Origin of the sequence: Bradyrhizobium jicamae (assembly GCF_001440395.1) — a bacterium.
Classification (GTDB): Bacteria; Pseudomonadota; Alphaproteobacteria; order Rhizobiales; family Xanthobacteraceae; genus Bradyrhizobium; species Bradyrhizobium jicamae.
In genome coordinates this window covers 1-21,451 of sequence record NZ_LLXZ01000009.1, presented here as the reverse complement: position 1 = coordinate 21,451, position 21,451 = coordinate 1, and the positions used below count along the sequence as shown (strand labels likewise).

11 protein-coding genes and 1 pseudogene are annotated in these 21,451 nt (G+C 59.5%); 8 read left to right on the top strand and 4 right to left on the bottom strand.

What is annotated here, in order from left to right; translation table 11 throughout:
* Positions 1–347: 347 nt before the first annotated feature.
* Both CQ12_RS01845 and CQ12_RS01840 read right to left on the bottom strand, forming a co-directional pair.
* Positions 348–689, bottom strand: a complete 342-nt coding sequence (locus CQ12_RS01845) for a DUF2958 domain-containing protein (protein ID WP_057833665.1) — start codon at positions 687–689, stop codon at positions 348–350.
* Positions 679–1,854, bottom strand: a complete 1,176-nt coding sequence (locus tag CQ12_RS01840; protein WP_157087939.1) for a PGN_0703 family putative restriction endonuclease — start codon at positions 1,852–1,854, stop codon at positions 679–681. Before CQ12_RS01840 ends, CQ12_RS01845 begins: the two co-directional genes overlap by 11 nt.
* 1,374 nt (positions 1,855–3,228) lie before the next feature.
* Here CQ12_RS01840 and CQ12_RS41640 point away from each other — a divergent pair.
* The 6 genes from CQ12_RS41640 to CQ12_RS01800 all read left to right on the top strand — a co-directional run bounded on the left by CQ12_RS41640 (position 3,229) and on the right by CQ12_RS01800 (position 14,724).
* Positions 3,229–6,447 carry a DUF3237 family protein gene (locus CQ12_RS41640; RefSeq protein ID WP_157087938.1) on the top strand — a complete coding sequence of 1,073 codons (3,219 nt, stop codon included), beginning with the start codon at positions 3,229–3,231 and terminating at the stop codon, positions 6,445–6,447.
* A gap of 1,144 nt (positions 6,448–7,591) precedes the next feature.
* Positions 7,592–8,032, top strand: coding sequence for a DUF3237 domain-containing protein (locus CQ12_RS44805; RefSeq protein WP_198164044.1), 441 nt, complete (start codon positions 7,592–7,594; stop codon positions 8,030–8,032).
* Positions 8,033–8,161: 129 nt separating this feature from the next.
* Positions 8,162–9,118: an encapsulin gene (locus tag CQ12_RS01820; RefSeq protein WP_057833661.1), complete on the top strand. Its 957-nt coding sequence runs from the start codon at positions 8,162–8,164 to the stop codon at positions 9,116–9,118.
* Positions 9,119–9,246: 128 nt separating this feature from the next.
* On the top strand, positions 9,247–9,669 hold the full coding sequence (locus CQ12_RS01815; protein WP_057833660.1) for a hypothetical protein: 423 nt from the start codon (positions 9,247–9,249) through the stop codon (positions 9,667–9,669).
* A 617-nt stretch (positions 9,670–10,286) separates the two neighbouring features.
* Positions 10,287–13,232, top strand: a complete 2,946-nt coding sequence (locus CQ12_RS41400; protein ID WP_063799658.1) for a polyprenyl synthetase family protein — start codon at positions 10,287–10,289, stop codon at positions 13,230–13,232.
* 793 nt (positions 13,233–14,025) lie between these two features.
* Entirely contained in the window at positions 14,026–14,724 is a 699-nt protein-coding gene (locus CQ12_RS01800; RefSeq protein ID WP_057833658.1) for a VOC family protein, read from the top strand.
* A gap of 120 nt (positions 14,725–14,844) precedes the next feature.
* Here CQ12_RS01800 and CQ12_RS01795 read toward each other — a convergent pair whose 3' ends face one another.
* The gene (locus CQ12_RS01795) at positions 14,845–18,249 is read right to left on the bottom strand and encodes an adenylate/guanylate cyclase domain-containing protein (protein ID WP_057833657.1); all 3,405 of its coding nucleotides are present in this window, start codon (positions 18,247–18,249) and stop codon (positions 14,845–14,847) included.
* A gap of 1,305 nt (positions 18,250–19,554) precedes the next feature.
* The gene (locus CQ12_RS01790) at positions 19,555–19,896 is read right to left on the bottom strand and encodes a hypothetical protein (RefSeq protein ID WP_057833656.1); all 342 of its coding nucleotides are present in this window, start codon (positions 19,894–19,896) and stop codon (positions 19,555–19,557) included.
* Positions 19,897–20,115: 219 nt separating this feature from the next.
* Here CQ12_RS01790 and CQ12_RS01785 point away from each other — a divergent pair, with 219 nt between their 5' ends.
* Both CQ12_RS01785 and CQ12_RS01780 read left to right on the top strand, forming a co-directional pair.
* Complete coding sequence (locus tag CQ12_RS01785) at positions 20,116–20,886, top strand: AfsR/SARP family transcriptional regulator (protein ID WP_057833655.1); 771 nt, start codon at positions 20,116–20,118, stop codon at positions 20,884–20,886.
* A 149-nt stretch (positions 20,887–21,035) separates the two neighbouring features.
* Positions 21,036–21,451, top strand: a pseudogene (locus tag CQ12_RS01780) (hypothetical protein); the annotation flags it as partial.

Below are 21,451 nucleotides of genomic sequence, written 5' to 3'. Positions count from 1 at the left end.
GATGATCGAGCCCTGAGCCGACGAGCCATGTTATGCGGCCCAATTGCAATAGGCGTCGGTCGGTTCTTGGTGTGACGGTGTTTTCCGCAGGGTTTGGTGGATACTTGCTTCTACGCTCTGCTGAATTTCCTTTCACCTTACCTCGAAAGATCCGCTTTGTTGCGGTCGAGCTCCAAGCATCACAGCTTTCCGAAAGCGCAATAACCACACTTTGGAAGCGCAGCCCTTCCGGGCCAACTTTACTGCTAGAAAGATCAATAGGATGCGCACGATTCGGGTGGGCAGTTTCTTTGGCGCTTGCATCTTCGACAGGATCAGCAAATCGGGTGCCCTCATTGCCGACCACGTCAAGCGGTTATACGGCCCGCTGCTCTGGCCGTTGCGGCATATGCCGATAGCAGTCGATCCGCGACGAAGTGTTCGTCGCGCTCGACCGGCAAGCCTAGCTTGCCTCGCAACTCAGTGATTTCAGCGAGGCTGACATAACCAAGCTCGGGAAAGCCGAGGCCCAGGTCGCATAGGCCGAAGAGGCGATCCGGATCGTCCGGGTCGCATTCGGTAAGATGCCAGGTCGCTGCGCCATCGGGCATGAACAGCTTCACCACCCGTGGGTGATCGGCGTCAGGATGAAGGGCATTCACGAGAAGTTCGACGCGGTCACCGACTGTCAGGAGGGCGTCATCCTTCACTGGATACTCCCTTGACCGTCTGCTCTCTGCTTTTCGTCGCTCGCTTTGCCGTCATTGCGATTTTGGCCGCTTTGAGCGACGCTTTTGCTCTTGTGGACGAAGGCGGAGCAAGCGGCGCCGTGAGGGCGTAGTTTGAGGGCTCGTCGAGATATTCGCCCAAAGCGAGGTGGTAGACGCGTTCGAAGTCGGCATAGCGGCCCCACAGGTCACGGGCGAGACCATCGGCGCCGGCTTCCGCAAGGGCATCGATGAAGCGTTCCAGCGTAAAGGCCCGGAATGAGACGCGGTCGGGGTCTTGGTCGTCGACATCAATCAGTTCATTTTCGTAAACACGAAAGGCGGCCATGACACGGCGATTGAGGCGAGGGCCGATCGTGATGAACATGGCCCGTGCGGTGAGGCCTTGGTCGACGGTCAACTGGGCTAGCATATGTTCACGCCAAAGCTGCTCCAGCGCCAATGAGCGGAGCATCGGACTGTCCGGGTCGACGAAAAGGCCGACGGCGCGTGAAACTTCATCGTAGCGATCCCGGAGCCTGGCAGCGGGCCCGGCCATGTCTTCGGAGTACTTCACTTCAACGAAAATCGTGGCTTCTTCCCCATCCGGAGTGATGACGCGGATGGCGAGGTCGAAGGCGGTGCCGTCGTTCAGAAAGCGCTCCTGGCGGCGGCCGGGTGAGTGCTCGAACATGAAACCCGTTACCTGATGGACGAAGTCCGGCAGGAGCTGGCGCAGGACGGCGGTGGCGAGGTTGAGGTCGAGGGCCATGGGGCCGAACATATTGAAGGTCAGCGGCATGGAGCTAAGCGCGCTGCCAAGCAGGCGATCTTCGTCGATGGCGGCGCCTTCCTCTCGCATCAGCAACTCGCGACGAACGAAGGTATGAATTTCTCGGGAAAGAAAATTGAGCCCGACCCGGGCTGCGTCGGGGCTGAGGGTTGAATGAAGCTCCATGGTTACAGAGTCGCCGCCGTAACCGCGAACATGATGGCCGGTGGGGATGCCTCGATCTTTCAACCACAGACATTGAAGAAGGCGAGCGGCGCGGCGGAAGCGCGTGTCGATTTCGAAGAATACATTGTTGCGGCGGGCGACGTCTTCAGGAACGAGGGGGACGCGCGGAAGGTATGCGGCGCTGGCGGAGGCACTGGGTGTCGTTTGCATGAAAATCTCGCGGTGATGATGACGCGCAAGATTCAGATGACGGGTGCGGATGTTTACCGGCTCGGTTGGGCCGACTTTCCGGCTCGCAGGCTCGGTTCAGCGGCAGCCCAGGTTCGGACAAGAGACCGAGACGGCCGCATAGCAAGAGGTAAGGGCAAATGTGGGATATGGGTAGGTAGGGAAGGTTACAGGAGGTTATTGGATATAGAGTGTCATTTGGCCTGCACGGACAGAAAAGAGCTGTTTCGGCTCTAAGGCTAGCCAATGCTCTCAGATCAGCCGCGAGCCCTTCCTCGAAACCGCGGCAGTTGCAAGTTAGGATGGTGATGCTTGCGAGTTACCATAGAATCTGTCGTGGTGTGAGGGTGCTCTGCTGAGGCGCGCTTCACCTGGCCCGGCATCGTCATGATTACGACGCCGACCCCAATGAAGAGAGAGTTTCCGGACGCTGGTCTTCTATTCAAAGCCGAACACCTTCCGTCGTTGCACCTCTCGCTTGAGGTCACGCGAGGGCGGGCAGTTTTCGGACATGTTGAGGATGCTGGAAGCGAAGCACCTGAAGGATTTCCATTTCACCGTCGAGGACGGCGCTGATGGTTCCTGGCCGGTCTATAGCTGGGGGGATGTCCGCGACTTTGCCTTAGGCGTAGGGGAGACAAAGCTCCCTACTATGGCTTCGTGGCTGAAGACGTCAGTCGGTCGATGAATGCGGCGTTGTAGAACGTAATGAAGTCACCATCGATCAAGACCGCGGTCTTCAGTGCAAGCTGTTCGATGGTCACCGAGGTGGGCGTCGTCGAGAGAGGGGCGTTCCCGCTTGCGTGTCTGTCCGCATACCGGAGGTGATGCCAGCCATGTTGACTTTGATTTCGCGCATCTCCTGGTCGGTCTTATTGCACCGATAAACTGACATGATGTGCCAGCTACCATGAGGCGGCTGAAAAGTATGATGGCCGCGTCACATCCAAAGCCAACGTTCTGCGCAACTTCATCGACGTCGAGGACGGGTTTATGTGGCGAAGGTGTTGCAGAAGTTTTACGAGTACCGCACCGCTACACTCGTCGCCCGTGAGTCTTCGAATATTCTTCCGGAATCCGCGCGAAACCAATTCTCAAGGTGGTCGCGGATCGAGGCCGGCTTCGTGTTTGGCTCGCACGCCGATTGACACCGTGGCGCTGCCTTGCCATTCTTAGTTGTGCTTGATGCTCAACACATACCTCAATTGGATCGCTTCCAGGAGGTTGATCAGTGTGGCATTCGCAAGGATCAGCAGGATATTATACATTCCGACCTTCGCGCTCAGGAATAATGGTTCGAACGGACACAGTCGGCGCGGCTCCTAGCGCGGTTGATTCTATTCGAGGGCGACCAGCGTGGGCACAACGATTCGTAGCAGCGGAATGATCCGCGAGGCCTCCAGGCTCGCCGCAGCCGGCGAGCTCGGAAATTCGGATGCCATTCGACTCTTGCAGATCCCTCATAGCAAAGAAGACGTTCAAGAAGTCGTTCACACCTTCGAGCAGCAACTGTCCCGAGAAGCGAAGAGCAAGTTGACTTTGGACGCGTTCGTGCCGCCACCGTCCGATGTCGATAATCAGCGGTACGAACCACTCTTCGACAAGTACATCATCACGGGCAAGACCTATACAACCACCAGCGGCGCAGTCGTGCTGAATGAGCTTCAGTACTATAACGGTCAAATGGTGCACCTCTACGGCGAGTGCTCCAATGTCCCTCTGGTGAATGCCGCATTGGCCGGCAGCGGCTACAGGCCGATGACGTTGAAGTACGCGGACGGCAGGCAAGCGGCTATCGCACAGCTCTGGTCGAACAAGTTCACCGACACCTCGATCCGGCCGTATGCCGCCATGTTCATAGTGGTTGCTGCCGTGGCGGACAACGCTCCCGAAAGCCAGGCGTCCCTGAGGGCGGCCTCCAACGGCGCATCGAGCGTGCTTGTGATGCTTGATGGATCGTTCGATCCCGCAACAGCGGTATACGAGAACGAAGCGCGGATGTACATGTTCCGATTGCTCGATACAACCCAGGTTGCGATCGACGTTGGCCGCGAGCGCATGGGTACCGACAAACGGCCCGGGATCATCGACATGGCGTGCAACGGGCGCCGGCTGCACTTGTCGATCAAAGACCAGCACAGACGTGGCGTCGTCCAGGGAGACCTGGAGCTTGCCACGGATCCGACGGCATACGGGTCCGTGGTAGCACAGGCGGCCAAAACAGCCGGCATCACGCTGCAGGCGCTTCCGCGCGGTACCGAATGCGTCTACCCGGCGGTCGCGCGCATCGGACAGGGGGCGGTCGTTTGCTGGCAGTGGCGAAGCGATGTCGCCCCTCTGCTGCAGCCGGTGATGCCAGGGTCTTTGCTCTTCGACCGGAGCTCGGAAGAAGGTCGGACCCTTCTCGCATGGGGCTTCACGCCCAAAGTGCTGGGCTTTTTCCCTAAGGTGCGCGGGGTGATCACCGGCCTTTCGGATCAGACGCAGCGTTACGCCCGCGACAGTTCGGCCGCGTGCGCGGGAACGGCGAACGCCGGCTCGCGCCCTCGTTCGAGGGCATCTGGAGAAGCCGCCTCTCCTCCATCCCGCTTGCCTTGGAATACGAGCTTCCTCGGATCATTGAAGGTGGCGCTCCGCAAAGATTTGGTCGGCCCAATGTCCGACGGCCTCCGGGTCAATTGGCACATCACGGAAGGGACCTTCGTTGGGCCGGGTCACGATGCAGTCGTGTTACCCGGCGCGGCGGACTGGATGCATATCCGCCCGGATGGGATTGCGATCGTCAACGTCCGGGCGTGTTTCGAGACGCGGGAACGTGTTCGCGTGTACGGCGCTTACAGCGGGGTCGCCGATTTTGGTCCCGACGGCTACGCTCGGGCGCTGCGCGACGAGTATGATCGGCAAATCCCCGCCGTGGTCACACCGACGTATGAGACTGCGGATCCAAGGCTCGAATGGCTCAACCGGGTCCAGTGCATCGGCGTGGGCAGGGTGGACATGACCGCACTCCGCGCTGAGTTTGACATATACGGGGTGCGAGTGGGGGAGCGAGCACAAGAGGCGTCCAGCGCGGCAGCACAGTCACCGATACCGGAGCAGATCATCACCGCGATTGAACGTTTTCGCACCGCGATTCCTGCCAATTTCGATCCGAACTACGTCGAGAAAGTCGTCATACCTTTCTTCCTGACGAACATTTACGAAGGGGAGCGGCCGCTGTTGCCAATGATTGACCCTAATTTCAGTAAGGAGAATGCGCTACCTCATGATGTTTTTGGCCTGATCTATCGTGACTGGAAACCGACGCCTGAGGAGGGCGTGATGGTTTTTCTGCAAGGTCTCGAAAAGCGGGGCGAGAACAATCTTCGCAAGCGAATCTATTTTTCGGCGGTGACGCCCGATCTCTATAAGCCGATGTACCGCGCCAAAGTTACAGCTTTTTTTGACAAGCTCTTGGATCAGAAATTCGCTGACAGGCCATTTATGCGGCATTACCTCGACCACTATTTCGACCTCTATTGGGACCTTCACCTCGGACTTGTTGGCAGCGATATTCCCCGTGAGGTTCGTGAAATCGGAGAGGCGTTCAATACGGTCTTTGCGTATCGGGATCCCTTGCTGCCAATTACCTACCACAACTACATGAAGGTTCGTGAGCTTCAGGATTTTCTCAAATCATGGATCGGTGAACGCATCAGCGATATCCAATCGGGAAAAACCAAAAATCCCGAGAGAACTATGGCCTGGCATTGGCTGAAGAATGCCCAGGACAGCGGTCATTTCAGCAAGAAGGACATGGTCGTTGAGTGCCTCCACGATTTCGTCGCGCTGAGCCAATGGGGCAATGCGATTTTCCGGGTCATGTCGCTCTTGTCGGAAGACGGCGGCGATCAGGCCGTGCGAGCGTCATTTCAGAAGACAATGAGCGGAAATTTCGACACTGCCGGGGGCGCACCTTTCTCGCCACTTGAGCTATTCGTAATGGAATTGTTCCGCGTGATTTCACCGAACGGTGGCAGCGTCTCCACAATCCATGATGCGAGATCAAGCGTCCACGGGGGAGCTCTGCAGCAAAAGGTCGGCCTACCGTTTGAACGGGACAGCTATGTATCCACGCCGCATACCAGCACCAGCCTGGATTCGATTCACTGGACGGATCCAAATACGTTCGATCCGCAACGGTATCTCCGCGTCCCGACCAGCGCGCAGATCAACGATGACAAATGTCGGCAAATCGGCCTGGCACGGTGCCCGTTTGACATCACCAGTTTCAAGGTCAAGGACGGACGAAACGCCCGTATTAAAAATAGCGGCTTCGGCACCTTATTTGTCGTTGCGGACGAACGAAGCTACCCGGTTTGTGACTATGCCGGTTTTGCTCCGTTCGGCTTTGGATACCGACGATGTGCAGGTGAACGACTGACAATTCTCGTATTTGAGGATTTTTTGCGAAAGGTCTGGCGCGACAAGATCGTGTTTCGGAAGCTTGATCTGGCGAATCCTGCTCGCGTACCAGTCGGACTGGACGCAGTGATCCAAGACGATATCGGGTTCAACAGATTCCCTTTGCGATAGGGCATCGCGCCGCTGGCAAGCGGTTTTTCGCCGTCGTAAGCGGGGCCGGCGCTGGCATGGCGCGGTAACGCGCCGGTCCCGTGTTGATGCCGCACAGGCGGGCCGAGAGGGAGATCCCCCAGGTCCCGGTCGGCAGCAGCTTGCATGGTGCCCCTGTTTTGTACACGCAGTTTAGTGTAGGCTTCAGATAGCAGCAGAATGCGAAGTCGGTCGAGCAAATGCCAGGCAAATGCTATGGATCGAAAAGCGCGGTCGGGGACTCGGGGCTCCCTTCCCCGGGGGCGCCGCTACTGTCGCGTTTACCGGGTTTTGCCGGTGCGGCTGGCGTCCAAACCGGGGCGGTCCAAAAGCGCGGCCTTCTTTCCGAACCCTTTGACGCGCTTCAATCAGCACCCCAAAGCGCTGCGCGCTTGGGAGACTCCTCGGTGCGCCAGGCGCCCCTCCTAATGACCGATCCCGGCGATCTCATCGCGCGCGCACTCGAAATCCTCGCCGAGGAAGACGAAGCATGGCGGGCGCGCCGGGGTCTCGATCTCACGCCTCGGAGCATCCGGTGAACTCCCCGTCGTGCGAATTCGTCAATAAGCGGCCGTGCGTTTTCGCGGAAGCTGCGGCAAAACCCTCACCGGCTCCGGCGCGTGACCCGTTTCTTCCGGCGCCTTCCCTGACGCTGCAAACGGATGAAGCTCCAGCTACGGCAGCATGCATGCCTTCGATGCAGCGCGCACGGGACGGCTCGGAGCTGCGATGGGGTGAGGCGGATACGCCCGTGCCCCCCGCGCTGATTTCTCCCGGAACCCCAGCATCGGTCACGGTAGCGCTCTCTCCAGTGCGGCCGGGTCACGCTGTCACGGTGGAGTACCGGGTGAACGGAGGCCCGGTCCGCCAGGCAATCGGGCAATCCGCGCCGCGCGTCCACGGTGCGAACGGGCGGGTATTTCGGGCGCTCCTGCCGGGCCAATCCGGCGGAACGGTGGAGTTTCTGCCGGTGCTTCGCTTTGCCGGCCAGCCGATCTCTCCGCGCCTTCGGGAGTCCGCCGAATGTCCCCGGTATCAAGTGGGTTGCGGAGCGGCACCGGCCGCTGCTCTATCTGCAGGCGAGCCCCGCTGGGACTGGGATACCACGTTCCTCTGGGCCGGCACGGTGGCCGTCCGTAAGGAGGTGATAGGCGTTATGCCGGATGGACTGCGGATCAACTTGCACGTCACGGAAGGACGCTTCGTTGGGCCGCGCTTCGAGGGGGTCGTCCGGCCCGGTGGGACCAGCTGGCTGCGCATCCGGAAGGACGGTGTTGCAATAGTCAACGTGACGGAGTGTCTGCAGACGCGGTCTGGTGCGCGGATCGACTGCTTGTATGACGGCATCCTTGACCTGGGTGCGGCCGGCTACGCACGTGCAATCAGCGGCGACTTCGGTATACTGCCGCCGTTCGTTCTTGCGCCGACCTACGCGACCGATGACAAAGAGCTAGCTTGGCTCAACCGCGCCCAGTGTATTGGCGTGGGCAGGGTGGACATGAAGACGTTTCGCGCCTCGTACGACATATACGTCGTAACAGTGGGGGCGGCAAAACATGTAGAGTGAGGACTCGTCCGGAGCCGCACTTGTGGAGGCGCACCAACGGTGCTTTAAGCTCAAGATATTGGCATTCGTTCGTGCGCAAGCACAAACGGCATCTCATTCCCGATGTATCGAACTAGGGGGGCCTCTGAGATGACAACCGATAACCCGCAAGTGCCGTGGACCGACGAGCAGTGGGCTCGAGTCAACAAAGTCGTTCAAGAGGAAGCTAACCGCGCACGGATCGCGGCGACGTTCCTTCCATTGCTTGGACCGCTGCCCGGGGATACCGACTTCGTGAGGCGGGAAGATATCCAGTACCAGGCTGTTCCGGCACCTTTTCCGCCACCTTTTCCGCCACCTTTTCCGCTGCCGATAAGATTAGGTATCCAGGACAGGCATGTCATCCAGTTGGCGACGTTACAGGTAAGAGTGCCCGTGCGCGGTGCGCAGATGGCCGATCCGGAGATGACCAGCGTGCTAGCCTTATTCCGGCGCGCTGCCAACGTACTGGCTCGTCTTGAGGACGCCGTCGTCTTCAGGGGATTGGTGCCAAACCCATTCATCCCGGGTAGCTTTGCCCCCCCTATAGCGGTCGGCCCACCGGCCCCGCTAACGGTCTGGGAAATCACCGGCGGGGAGGTAAGCAATGGACTTTGGGGACCCGCGCAGTGGGTTACTAGGCCATGGCTGCCGGCCCCAAACAGAGACGCGCGGCTGGTGGAAATGATATCCGAGGCCATTGGCCGCCTGGAAGCGCAGGGCCAATTCGGACCGTTCGCGGTGGTGCTTGACCAGGAGCTGTTTCTTGTCGCTCAGACTCCAACGCCGGCTCTTGTATTGCCGCAAGATCGCATCCTCCCGTTCCTGGGCGGCGGTCCGCTGCTCCGCTCGTCCACGCTTAACAACGTCCTTCCCGGCATTGCGGCCGGCGTGGTTGTGGCACTTGGCGGCGAGCCAGTCGAGCTAGTCATCGCCACAGACGTATGCGTCCAGTTCCTGCAGGTCACAGCCGACCCGCTTTTCGTCTTCCGTGTGTGCGAGAAGATGGCGCTTCGCATCAAGGAACCCGAAGCAATCATGCGGCTGCTCATGTGGGGGGTGCCATGAGACTTCGGGGCAACTGTAGCTTTGACATCTCCGGTGATCGCGGCGTGTACGGACAAATGTCTCGGGGCCAAGCTCACCCGCATGATGGTCGCTACTTCACCTCGCTACAAAGCTAGGAGCAAATACAAATGCCAATCGAAATCAACCTTGAAGGTTTGAGACCTGAGATAATTGGACAAATCAAAAAAGTGAGGATCTTCGGGGGGGAGCCAATCGTCGTGAACCCGAAAAATAACAGAATAACTGTGGAAGTGCCGACCGACGTCGGTGACGGTCCATTTTTCATTGCCTTTATGGACGAGGAGGGGAAGACCCTGGCTGAGCTCATATATGATCAGAAAGCAAAAGAATTCCCTCAGCTTGTGCCAGACCCCAAACCCGCTGCCCCTCCGACCAATCCGCAGGCCGACCTTGAGCTCACGCTGAAGATCGGTACCAAGTCCGCGCTCAACGCGTTTTTGAAACGGCATCCCGAGGGGTTCTACGCGGACCTGGCAAAGGCTCAGCTTGAGAAGATCGAGGCCGAGGAAGCCGCAGCCAAGAAACGGTGAAGGCCAATCGGCAAACTCGCCGAAGGCGTAATCAAGGAGGGATTCGTCGACGCCGTCGCGGCCATCAAAAGCAAAAGGCGACAAAATGACCAGAATCTATTTCAAAATTCCCAAGCGCAAATCTGTCCGAACTACAAAACTGTGCATCGGCTGTTTCCAGCGTGATGCCGCAACGAGATTCTGCGCGTAGGTTTTGACGGACATTGTCAACACGCTTCGCGAGAGAGGTGTGCCGGGAAGCACGCCTGATCGATGCGACTTGTCATGGCCAAAGGTGCGGGCCAGATCGGCACAGCGAAACCTGGAAAAGGCACGAAAATCGCAGCGAAGCGGCGCTTATGTGATAGTTGACCGCCGCACTTCAGATCCGATCGCACGGCTACGCCCAATTCCGGATACGGATCGCTTCGAGCTTTTCTACTAGTCAAATACAGATGGCCGCTGGCGTACGTTTAGCAATTTGGGGCGAATGAAGCTCATGCTTGAAAGTGCTCGTGAGATCGTCGAGAATGATCCGATGTATCGCGTCCCGCGTGCTCGGTGACGCCTCCAAAATCGGCTAAAAGTCGGGCTAGGTGGTCATGGCTCGGTGAAGCATGCCTACTAAGGTTATCGTCTTGGGCGGCGGTGTCGCCGGCATGAGTGCCGCGCACGAGTTGATCGAGCGCGGCCTTGATGTTGTGGTGCTCGAGAGCGGCGATATTGCGGGAGGCAAGGCCCGCAGCATTCCCGTCATGCACGAGGGCGAGGACTTCAGCGGACATCAGGTCCCCGATGGCGCCGGGGCGCCGATCCAGCATCGGGTGCCCGGCGAGCATGGGTTTCGATTCTTCCCAGGTTTCTACAAGCACGTAGTCGAGACCATGCGCCGCATACCGTCGTTTGACGGGAGCAAGGTGGCAGATCACCTGGTGCCGACCACGCGACTGGAGTTCACGCAATACGACGAGCCCCCGTTCGTCGTACCGGCGGGCTTTCCGCTCTCGCCCCGCGATGCCGGCACCATGTTGCGGGACATCCTGTTGTTGTTCGAACACTCCACTGGCCTCACTCCCGACGATCTGGCATTCTTCGGCGCGCGCGTCTGGCAGATACTCACGTCGTGCCACCAGCGCCGGCTCGCAGAATACGAACGCACGAGCTGGTGGGAGTTCGTCGACGCCGAGCAGCGGTCGGCGTCATACCAGAAGTTCCTCGCCACCGGCATTACGCGCTCGCTGGTGGCGTCCAAAGCGCGCAAGGCCAGTGCGCGCACTATCGGTGACATCTTTGTGCAGCTGGTGCTGACGATCCTGAACCCGATCGCGGGATCGACTGATCGCGTGCTCGATGGGCCAACGAATCTCGTCTGGATCGATCCGTGGCTTGCGTATCTCGAGTCGAGAGGGGTGCGGTACGTCAAGAACGCGCTAGTCGAGGAGATCCTTTACGAGAACGGACGGATCACCGGCGTCGTCGCTCGCCAGCAGGGTCAGCGCATCGTGGTGCATGGTGACCACTACGTGGCGGCGCTCCCGCTCGAGGACATCGCCCCGCTGGTGAGCGACCGCCTGGCGGCAGCCGACCCGACGCTCGCCAACCTGCGCGCGCTGGCTCCGAACCTGGAGTGGATGAACGGCGTGCAGTTCTATCTGCACCGCGCGGTGCCGTCGGCGCACGGGCACGTGATTCACATCGACACCGAATGGGCGCTCACGAGCATCTCGCAGCTTCAGTTCTGGCGTGATGTGCCGTCTGAGCTGTTCCGAGACAGCGATGTGCACGGCATCCTCTCGGTCGATCTTTCCGATTGGACGGCGCCGGGATCGGACGGACGCCCAGCCATGCAGTGCTCGCGTGAAGAAGTGGTGCGCGAGACATGGAATCAACTGAAGCGCTCGCTCAATGATGCCGGTGATAAGGTGCTGCGCGATGAGGATTTGCATTCGTGGTTCCTCAGCGCGAACATTGAGAACGATCCCGAACGCCCGGGCTGGCTACGGAATTCCGAGCCGCTGCTGGTGAATCACGTCGAAACCTGGGCTCTGCGTCCCGAAGCGACCACCGCCATTCCAAACCTTTTCCTGGCGTCGGACTACGTTCGCACGCATACCGACCTCGCGACGATGGAGGCAGCCAATGAGGCAGCTCGGCGCGCAGTGAATGGGCTGCTTGACGCAGTGAAATTCGACGGAAGCCGCTGTGAGTTGTGGCCGCTGCACGAACCTGAAATCCTCGTGCCATGGCGGCTGCACGATGCTGCGCGATACCAGGCCGGCCTGCCGTGGGACGCTACACTCGCGCAGGTAGCTGCTCACGCCTTACGCGGTGCGTCGCCGCTCCTGGAGCAGGCAAGCTTCCTGCTCGAGCAGGTATCGCCGTTCACTCATGCCGTCGCCGACACGCTCGACCCGCACAGTGCTGCCGCGGATGATGTCGGCGCGCTTGCTACGGTCGACCCTGCGACGATGGCGCGCCGCTTGGTTGATGTACCCACCCTGCAGGATGCGTTGATCAAGGTCGCGGACACTGTGCCATTGGCCGGCGAGATCGTAGGCCCGGCTGGCTTCCTGGACCGCCTGGTGTGGTATCGCGACATGCTGGCCGATATGCTCACAGAAGGTGTACCGACGTGGGAACCGCAGCGCCACCTGTATGGCCTCGTGACGGATTTCATGGGCCGGTCAGGCAAGGGCCTTCGTCCTGCCCTCTGCATCGCGACCGCGAGAGCGCTGGGCGGCCGCGCGGAGGATGCGTTTCCTGCCGCCGCCGGCCTGGAAATGCTGCACAATGCATTTCTCGTGCATGACGATATTGAAGACGGTAGCGACTGGCGGCGTGGCGTTGCGACGATGCATCGCCGCGCCGGGATTCCAATTGCCGTGAACACCGGCGATTCCATGAACGCACTCGCTATGCGCCTTTTCCGCAAGACCGGCGAGCGGCTCGGACCGGTGACGGCACTGCGCATCTTCGACGAAGTCGATCACATGGTCGTCGAGACCTTGGAGGGGCAGGCCAACGAACTAGGATGGGTGCGAGACAATGATCTCACAGTCACGACAGACGATTATCTGCGGCTCGTGCTCAAGAAAACAGCCTGGTACAGCTTTATTCACCCCATGCGGATTGGTGCACTCGTTGCCAACGGCGAGGACCAGAATCTTGGTAGGTTTGATCGGTTTGGCTATCTGCTTGGACTGGCTTTCCAGATCACCGACGATGTTCTTAACCTGGTTGGCGACATTGGGCGTTACGGCAAGGAGATCGATGGAGATCTCTGGGAAGGCAAACGGACGCTTCTGCTTGCGCACGCCCTCGGCCGGGCGAATCCCACTGACCGTGCGTGGATTAGCACCTTTCTGGCGCGGCCCCGCGAGCGACGTTTGCCGCGCGAAGTGCTGAGGCTACATCAGATCATCGCGGACGGCGGGAGCATCCCGTGGGCGCAGCGAGCGGCAGCCGAATTTGCAGAGGCTGCAGCGCGCGAATTCCACAACTCGGCGTTCGCCGGTGTACCTGCAGGTCCAGACCTCGAATGGCTGCGCACTTGCATAGACTTCCTGACCCAGCGCGACGCGTAATCGGGGTCAGGTTGGAATGGATGGGGACATCGTAACTCGATTGCTCTTAGATCCCTTGATTGAGTCCCGCCAGGAAAGCTGCGTCTGCGCGTGTGCGCCATTTTAGTCGTTCGTCAAGAAGCCCATTAAGCCCCTTGATCGTCGCATGGACCAGCTTGGCGTCGGTCGGGAAGGTGATGGCCTTGGATTGGACAGTGAGTTTCACCGTTACCCGCTTTAGATCGGATCTTGTTCAAATCTCCACGCCGCCCTCGCAGCGGGCTGAACTATCGAAAGTGGCACCGTATCAGCGACCTCCAGACTAGTGACTTGCGCGGGTCTTAAATACCGCGACCAACCGATCGCACTGCCAGAGCTGGATTTCGTCGCCGTCCCTCAATGCTTCTGTTCTTCTTTTTGCCTCGGTGTCGTCAGCGCAAGACAATTTGGTCGTTCCAATGACTTTGCCCAGACTATCTATGCGGAACGCGCAATATTGCTGCATGGGATGCTGCTCCCAAATAGCGGCCACAGACTGCGACTAACTGGCCCCGACTGCTGCAAGTCGAGGTTCACCTATCGTATGCCCACGGCATTATAGATCAAGCGTTACCAGAATACGACCACTCTGAAGTGCCTGCTCGTTCGGCAGTAAAACCGCATGGTGATTGACCTTGTTTCCTAAGAACCAGAATTTTCCCCGGGCCACGATGCGCGCGACCGCAGCACAGCCGTCCTACTGCAACTTTCCAGGGTTATAGTAGGGTGTCGCGAAACGTCTGCGCGACAACATTCGGCAGCACCGGAGAATCGTATGGAGCGCCTCAGCAAGCCAATCGATGCGGACATCCCGCTGCTTGAGAAAAGCGCTGATCAGCTAGGCTATGTGGTGCCCGATCTTGAGCAAGCCATCAAGGGCTGGATTGACCAGGGTATCGGGCCCTGGCTCACGATCGGTCCGGTGGTGGTCACTGATAACAAGTATCTGGAGAGGCCCTCACGCCCGCTGATCATGTTCGGATTCTGTCAGGTCGGCGGGGTGCAGCTGGAGCTTATTCAGCCGCTCGACGATGAGCCGTCAAGCTGGCGCGCCTTCCTTGCGGCCGGAAGGAGCGGTTTTCAGCACTGCGGTTTTTGCGTCGAGCCGCACGATTACCAGCGGTCCGTCGCGGAGGCCAAGGCATCTGGCGCGACGATCCAGCAGATGCTGTCTTTTTCGGGCGCCCGCTTCGCCTATTTTTCCCTGCCTGCTCGCGCCGGTTCTCCGATGGAACGAATTCGGCTTGGAGAGGTGGCGCCTGAAAAAGCAAATGCAGTGCGCAATTCCATCGCCGGGGGTTGCGAGATCGTAGAACTGATCGAGTTCCAGCCCCGTATCCGCGAGATGTTCGCAAAAGTTACGCAAGCAGCGGCCACTTGGGACGGCAAGGCCAGGCCCGTTCGTCACCTGATGGGGCCTGTCGCAAAGGCAGCAATCGGTTCGCGCTTGCTGCGCACTATGCGATTCCGGTGACGTATTTTTCGTAGCGGCGCGACGCATGGTATGTGGCGGCATGCTCGGCTTTGACGGCGGTGCATTGGCCTCGAAGGTATTGGCATATTGGCCGCCGCCGATTCCATTTGCGGATCTCGCTCATGCCTGGAGCTGCTCCAGCAGCGATTTGGCCTCCTTCAAGTCCAGCGTGTCGAAGCCCTCGGTGAACCAACCGTAGACCGGGGCGAGAAGATCGTGGGCCTGCTGTCGTTTGCCCTGATCGTACCACAGTCGCGCCATGCTCACAGCCGCACGCAGTTCCCAGGACTTTGCCTGCTGCTGACGAGCGACCGCCAGCGCATGTTCGAAATATTCTTCCGCTTTCGTTGCGTGTGGGTTGGGCGACAATAGCTCGATTTCGCCTGCCATGCGCTTGATCTCGGCCTCAAACCAACTTTCCTTGGTTGCTTCTACCTGGGTCATCGCTTCGCGAATGCAGTCCCGTGCATCATCGAAGTGGTCGAGGTCAGCATGAGCGCCCGCCAGATACGACAGGCAGAATGGCACTAGCGCTGTTGCCGCCGTTGACCGACGTGCGATGATACCCGAGTCGATCACATGGACCGCGTCTGAGGCCTTCCCAGTGAGTGCCAAGACGCAACCTTGGACCACCATTCCGAGCGCCCCCCAAAACAATGAACCTCTTTTTTCTGCAAGGGGGACAAGTTCATTAGCTTCGGCGCTTGCTGCCGCATAGTTTCCGCAGCAGATATGGGTAAAGGATGTATGGAACAGGGCATACATCAACGTGGCTGCTTGGCCGATCTCGCGCGCTTCCTTGAGCGCCTGTTCAGCGTCTCTGCGTGCAGCCTCGGGGAAGCCAAGAAGCCACAGAGCCCAGGACCGATAGGATAGGGCTGCGACCCTAATGTCCTGGCCAAATCGAGCCGCCAGCGCACGATGCTCGGCGGGTTCGTAGATCGCGATCGCCTGATCGTAATGTGCCAGACTTTCCGCAAGGACGCCCGTACACATTAGAGACGTACCCATAATACGATGCCCAAGCATGAGCGGAACCATTGTTCCCTGCTTCTCGGCAAGTGCCAAGCACTCTGTCGCAAGGTCGAGGAGAGCGTCGCTTTTGAACTTTATATAGTTCGTGACCCAGAACCCATAGAGGACTGAAAACAGGAGCAACGGGTCTTCAGGGGGCTCTCCGAGTGACTCCGCTTGCTCGATGAAGGCGCGGGCTCGATCGAGAGATGCGATAGTCTCAGGGGCCGCGTGGCCCTTGGTGTGCATCAAAGCATTCACAAGCGCGACCTCCAGTTTGATCTGGTCGCCACGCAGCGCTGGTGTGCCCGGCAGCGTCGCAATCTGTGAAAGAGCGCGGTTTAGCTGAACCGTCGCCTCTACTAGCGCTGAACGCGCTAGCGACCGCTGTCCCGCCTTGCCCCATAAGGCCGCCGCCCTCTCGATCAGCCCGGCCTCAGTGCAGTGATGTGCCAGCAACTCCGGCCGGCTCTCGGCTGTCGCGGCGAATTGGCTTTCGACTGCTTCGGCAATGCGTGCATGAAGCGCGCGGCGGGGCTCGCGCAGCAACGTGCCATAGGACGCGTCCCGCACCAAGGCATGCTTGAATAGGTAAGTCGCATTCGGCGGCAAGCCCAACCTGAAAAGCAAACCAGTCTGTATGAGACGGTCTAACGCTGATCCCAGTTCCGCCTCTGGCATGCGCACCACCGCCGCCAGGAGAGCATGCGAAAACTTCCGGCCGATCGCCGCGCCAATCTGTGCCACTTCTTTGGCGGGGCCGAGCCGGTCGAGCCGCGCCATCAATGGAGCGTGCAAACTTGCGGGGACTGCCAAGGCCGGGGACGGAACGACGGCAATCGTGCGTTCGACCGCGCCCTGGCCCTCCGCCTCCAGCACTGCCTTCGTCATCTCCTCCACGAAAAGGGGGATGCCATCCGTACGTTCGACGATGTCCTGCCTGATGCCCGCCGGCAGCAGCTTGTTGCCGACTACGCCGTCGATCATGGCGCCGACTTGGCGTTTCGTCAGCCGATTGATCGTCATGGCGGTCACATGCGGCTGTCCGATCCAGGGCGGATCGAATTCCGGGCGGAATGTCACAATCATTAGTGCGCGAAGGGTCTGAAACCTGGCCACGTCCTGGTCGAAGACTTCTAGGCTCGTAGGATCGGTCCAATGCGCATCCTCAAAGATTATCAAGACTGGGCGTTGCCGTGTAAGCGCTTCTAATTGTGAGACGAGCGCTTCGAATGTTCTCTGCCTGTGCTGCTGCGGGGTAAATTCGAGGGCTGGATAGCGTCCATCATTCGGAAGCGACAGCATCTCGGCAAAGAGCGAGGCGTCCCCGATCGAGGTCGAGGTCTGCGCGAGCAGGGTATCAAGCTTGTCGAGCCTCGCTTGCGGTGTATCGTCGTGCGCCAGCCTGGCGGCACGTTCCATCTGCCCGATGATCGGATATAGCGCGCTGTTGGTGTGCTGCGGCGAGCAGAAATAGCGCAAACGCGTATGCGGCTCTCTGGCGAGGCGTTCCAGAAGTGCGGCCGTGAGCCGCGACTTGCCGATCCCAGCCTCACCGGCGATCAGGACCACCTGGCCTTCACCTGTCTTTGCCCTGGCCCAACGCCGTAGGAGCAATTCGAGTTCTTCCTCCCGCCCGACGAGGGCAGTTAGGCCAGTTGCGTGTAGCGCCTCGAAGCGGCTCGCCACGGAACTCGCTCGCAACGCCACCCAGGCCCGCGTTGGCGTGGCAATACCCTTGAGGTTCTTCGGCCCGAGGTCTTGTAGCTCGAAGAGGTTGCCGAGGAGCCTTCGAGTGCCTTCGGCGATGACAACCGTGTTCGGCTCAGCGATCCCCTGCAGACGAGCCGCCAGGTTCGGCGTCTCGCCCACCACCCCGCGTTCCCGGGCCTCGCCGGCACCAACGAGATCGCCGACCACGACCAAGCCCGTCGCGACGCCGATACGCACCCGGAGCGGCTCCTGGATACCCAGCTTGCCGATCGCCTCGATGATCGCCAGTCCCGCCCGGACGGCACGCTCGGCATCATCCTCATGGGCGTGGGGATAGCCGAAATAGATGAGCACCCCATCGCCCATGTACCTGGCCACGAAGCCGTCGAACCGGGCGACCGTCTCCGCGACGCACTTATGATACGCGCCGATTACCGCACGCAGATCCTCTGGGTCGAGCGTGGTCGAGAGCGCCGTCGAGCCAACGAGGTCGGTGAACATCACCGTCAGTTGGCGACGCTCGGCGTCGTCTCGCCGAGTTGGCTCGATATCCACGAGTGCAGAAGGTGCCGTTACGGCAGCCGAGACGTTGCTGAGATCGTGGATCGCATGCAGCATTTTCAACCGGTGGCCGAGCGAAACGCCAAGGTCTTTGAGATGTTGGTCGGTCAAGTCGGGGAGAACGGCCATATCAATGTCGTTCTCGGCGAAACTTTGCGCGTACTCGGACATGCCGAGCTTTTTGAGCCAGTCCGCAATTTGTTGCGCCGCGGTCACCGACATCCGTGCGTCGCCCATCTAAGTGTTGGCTCCACAACCACAGAAAGAGATTACACAAGAAAGACCGCGAAAGCACGTCCCCATGGGCGCGGAATCGCGATACCAAGGGCGGGACATCATACGTTTTGAAAGATCCGGTACTGAATACCTGCCCTGTGCGCTAGCAATCGGTATAGAGGGGCGCTATTCTGACGGTTGGCCGAAATCCGTGCCCGCGGGGACCTCGGAGCAGCGAATTGCTGATCGATGCGTTGGCGAAGGTCGCCTGCCCGGGACCCCGGAAGAATTGATTTTCCGTTCGGGGCACCCGACGTTCTCTGGAAGTCGACGACCTTGCTTCACGCAGTCGATGCAGATGAACACCGCATCGAAGAGCGCAGCTGCGTCTGCCCACACCCGACGTAGCAGCGAACATGTTTGCCCGCTCTTCACGGGCAAATGCGCATTCTCGAAGACGCATGTCGGGCGCAAGGCCTCATCACCCATTTCATCGAGCAGTGGGCGCCGTCATGCGACATGATTTTTGTCCTATGATGTCCATAGTTCGCTTGGCACCAAAACCCGGCATCGATTTGCATCAGCGCCAGTAATTGCTTTCGTCATCCGTGGGGCGTGTGTGGTGGTCGTTTTGGGGACTACTCTGCCTTACGGCGGGGGATTCGGCACTTGCGGCGTCAATCAAACTTGCTGTCTGACTTCATTCGCGCCATCCACTACTACGATCGGGAAGATCGTTTGGTGCGACTGACGGCATCCGGCGCCCAGCCGGCGGCTGGCAGAAAATGAGCGGCGGATCATCTGTGGACCAACCGCTGTGGAAAAGCTCTGACCTGAGCACCTTTCCTATTCGGCCGCTTCTGTGTAACCTTGAGCAGTAGGATATCCAGGCTGCTCGTGCTGATCGCGTCCTTCGCCGTGAGAATGCTCAGCAACCGATCCCGACCTTCCGTGGAACGTGTAGCCCATACGCTGGCCCATACTCGAGGAAAAACTTCACGTGAACAGGGGCGAACGCCCATGAGGCCGCCTGTACAGCTTGCGCCTTTGGCGCAGGCGTGTAGCGAATTTCGGTGAACCTGTGTGAATAAGGGCGATATATACTAAATTTGCCTCCCTCTCCGCCAACTTCCGACTGTCCGGCCCGAAGACATGGGTAACGGGTCGTACCTAAGACATGGGTGACAGCTTCGTGCGAACGGCTCGTCGAGGGCTGCAAGGTTCTCGGCTACAGATCTGTGCTCCCAGGTCAAAGTATCCGACATCAAAGTGCATAAAGCTGCCAAGCGGTGCTGGCGCTTTCCGTGATGCCAAGCCTTTGGCCGGTCAGCACGGGTAAAGAGATTGATATTTTGCTTGGGTGCCGACGGAGGCAATCGCATGCTGTGACGACTGGTCGCGATTGTGGAACGGATAAGCGGGTTCGATCCACCCCGCCGCAGCGGCATGGTGTTCGTGTTGAATTCGGTGGGACACTTCGTGTCGCGCGTCTCGTGCGGCGTCTCTGTATTGAACTGTATTGAACTCACCAACCGAGACGTCGAAGCGATCCTGCGCTGCAGGCTGTTGAAGCGGCGCAGACGTATCGCTTCTTTTCTTGAGGGTGAGATTCATGCGCTCGTGACCGCCGATGCGATCAGACAGCGTTGCGTACGCAACCTCACGCATATGAAGCAGTTCACTATCAAACCAAACTTGCAATCACTAAAAAGATATGAGGTGGTCCATTGTCTTGTCTAACTAAGGTTGTAGGATTGTCAGAGCATCTCGGTCTTGGCTGCCGACGTTTTTACAGGTGGCGGCGTCCCAATTCTGGACGATCATGCTGATAAGTCATTGCGCGGTATCTGAACGCTTCAAGCCAGTTTTCAACTGAGGGTCAGGACAATGCCTCTGCTGCAGATCAATCTGTTCGGCGGCGTCGAGGTAATGCAGGTCTCCGGCGAGTCGGTGTCGATACCGAGTCGAAAGGCCGCGACGCTTCTAGGCTATGTAGCCCTCAGCTCTCCTCGCGGCATTTCACGCAGCAAGCTCGCAGCGCTGTTGTGGGACGGGCACTTTGCAGATCGCGCGCGCGCCAGCCTTCGACAGGCTCTGCTCACATTGCGTCATGTGCTGCCGCAATACGCCGACGTGATCTCGGCGGATCGCGGCGACATCCGCATCTGTCCGGACGCCGTCAAGACCGATGTCGGGGAATTCGAGCAGCTCCTGAAGGACGGCGACCCCGAACGGATGGCGCGCGCGGCGGCGCTTTATCGCGGCGAACTTCTCGATGGCATCAGCTCGACCTCATGTGCGTTTGAAGCCTGGCTGTCTGCCGAGCGCCAACGACTGAGAACGCAGGCCATGCGAGCCGTTGTGGGCCTCTTGGACGCCGGCGGGCGCGAGCGAATGGATATCGCGATCGCGCTGGCGTTGCGCATTCTTGCGATCGACCCACTGCAGGAGGACGTGCATCGCATCTTGATGCGCTGTTATGCGCAGCAGGGCCGTCGTGCGGACGCTTTGCGTCAGTACGATCTTTGCCGCACCGTGCTGTGGAAGGAAGTTCGCGCTGTGCCGGAAGGGGAAACCGAACAATTGCAGCGCGACATCCGGCGCATGTTCCGCACGGACAATTCACGCCCGCCTCAATCAACTTGCCCGGTCCCATAGACTTTGACGCTACTTTCACGCTGCGCATGACACTTGGATCACGATCCCACGCGTAACATCAGCCTTACCTTCGTACGCGAAGTGATCCCGGTCCTGCACTGTAAGCGCGCGTCGCTTGCGGGCGAGGCCACATATTGGAGGCTTTACTCATGAATGGAACGCAGCAAGGAATTGAAGACTACAGTCAGTTGGATCCGCAAGGGATATTCGGCTCGATCCTCGGCGGCGCCGCCGGAAGAGTTATCGGCGGCCTGATCGGTGGCAAGACCGGGAGAAATATCGGTGGTGTCGTGGGCAAGGTAGGCGGTGGGTTCCTGCCATTCTCCGCCGGTCCAGATACGGCTCAACCGACGGACATGGAGCTGCAGAGCTTCTGGAGCGTACTGAAGAAGATCGGTCAGGGTGCGCAGACCGGCCTGGATATCGGCAAACAACTGGGCATTTTCAACGCCGGCCAGCCCGGCTTCCAGCCTGCCGCGGCAGCGCCGCCGACGGACATGGAGCTGCAAAGCTTCTGGAGCGTGCTGAAGAAGATCGGCCGGGGTGTGCAGACCGGCGTGAATGT

Excerpts from the sequence above, each read along its gene's own strand:
- CQ12_RS01800 (WP_057833658.1), top strand. The coding sequence starts at position 14,026 with ATGGAGCGCCTCAGCAAGCCAATCGATGCGGACATCCCGCTGCTTGAG.
- CQ12_RS01790 (WP_057833656.1), bottom strand. The coding sequence starts at position 19,896 with ATGCGTGAGGTTGCGTACGCAACGCTGTCTGATCGCATCGGCGGTCAC.
- CQ12_RS01785 (WP_057833655.1), top strand. The coding sequence starts at position 20,116 with ATGCCTCTGCTGCAGATCAATCTGTTCGGCGGCGTCGAGGTAATGCAG.
- CQ12_RS01840 (WP_157087939.1), bottom strand. The coding sequence starts at position 1,854 with ATGCAAACGACACCCAGTGCCTCCGCCAGCGCCGCATACCTTCCGCGC.
- CQ12_RS01815 (WP_057833660.1), top strand. The coding sequence starts at position 9,247 with ATGCCAATCGAAATCAACCTTGAAGGTTTGAGACCTGAGATAATTGGA.
- CQ12_RS01795 (WP_057833657.1), bottom strand. The coding sequence starts at position 18,249 with ATGGGCGACGCACGGATGTCGGTGACCGCGGCGCAACAAATTGCGGAC.
- CQ12_RS01820 (WP_057833661.1), top strand. The coding sequence starts at position 8,162 with ATGACAACCGATAACCCGCAAGTGCCGTGGACCGACGAGCAGTGGGCT.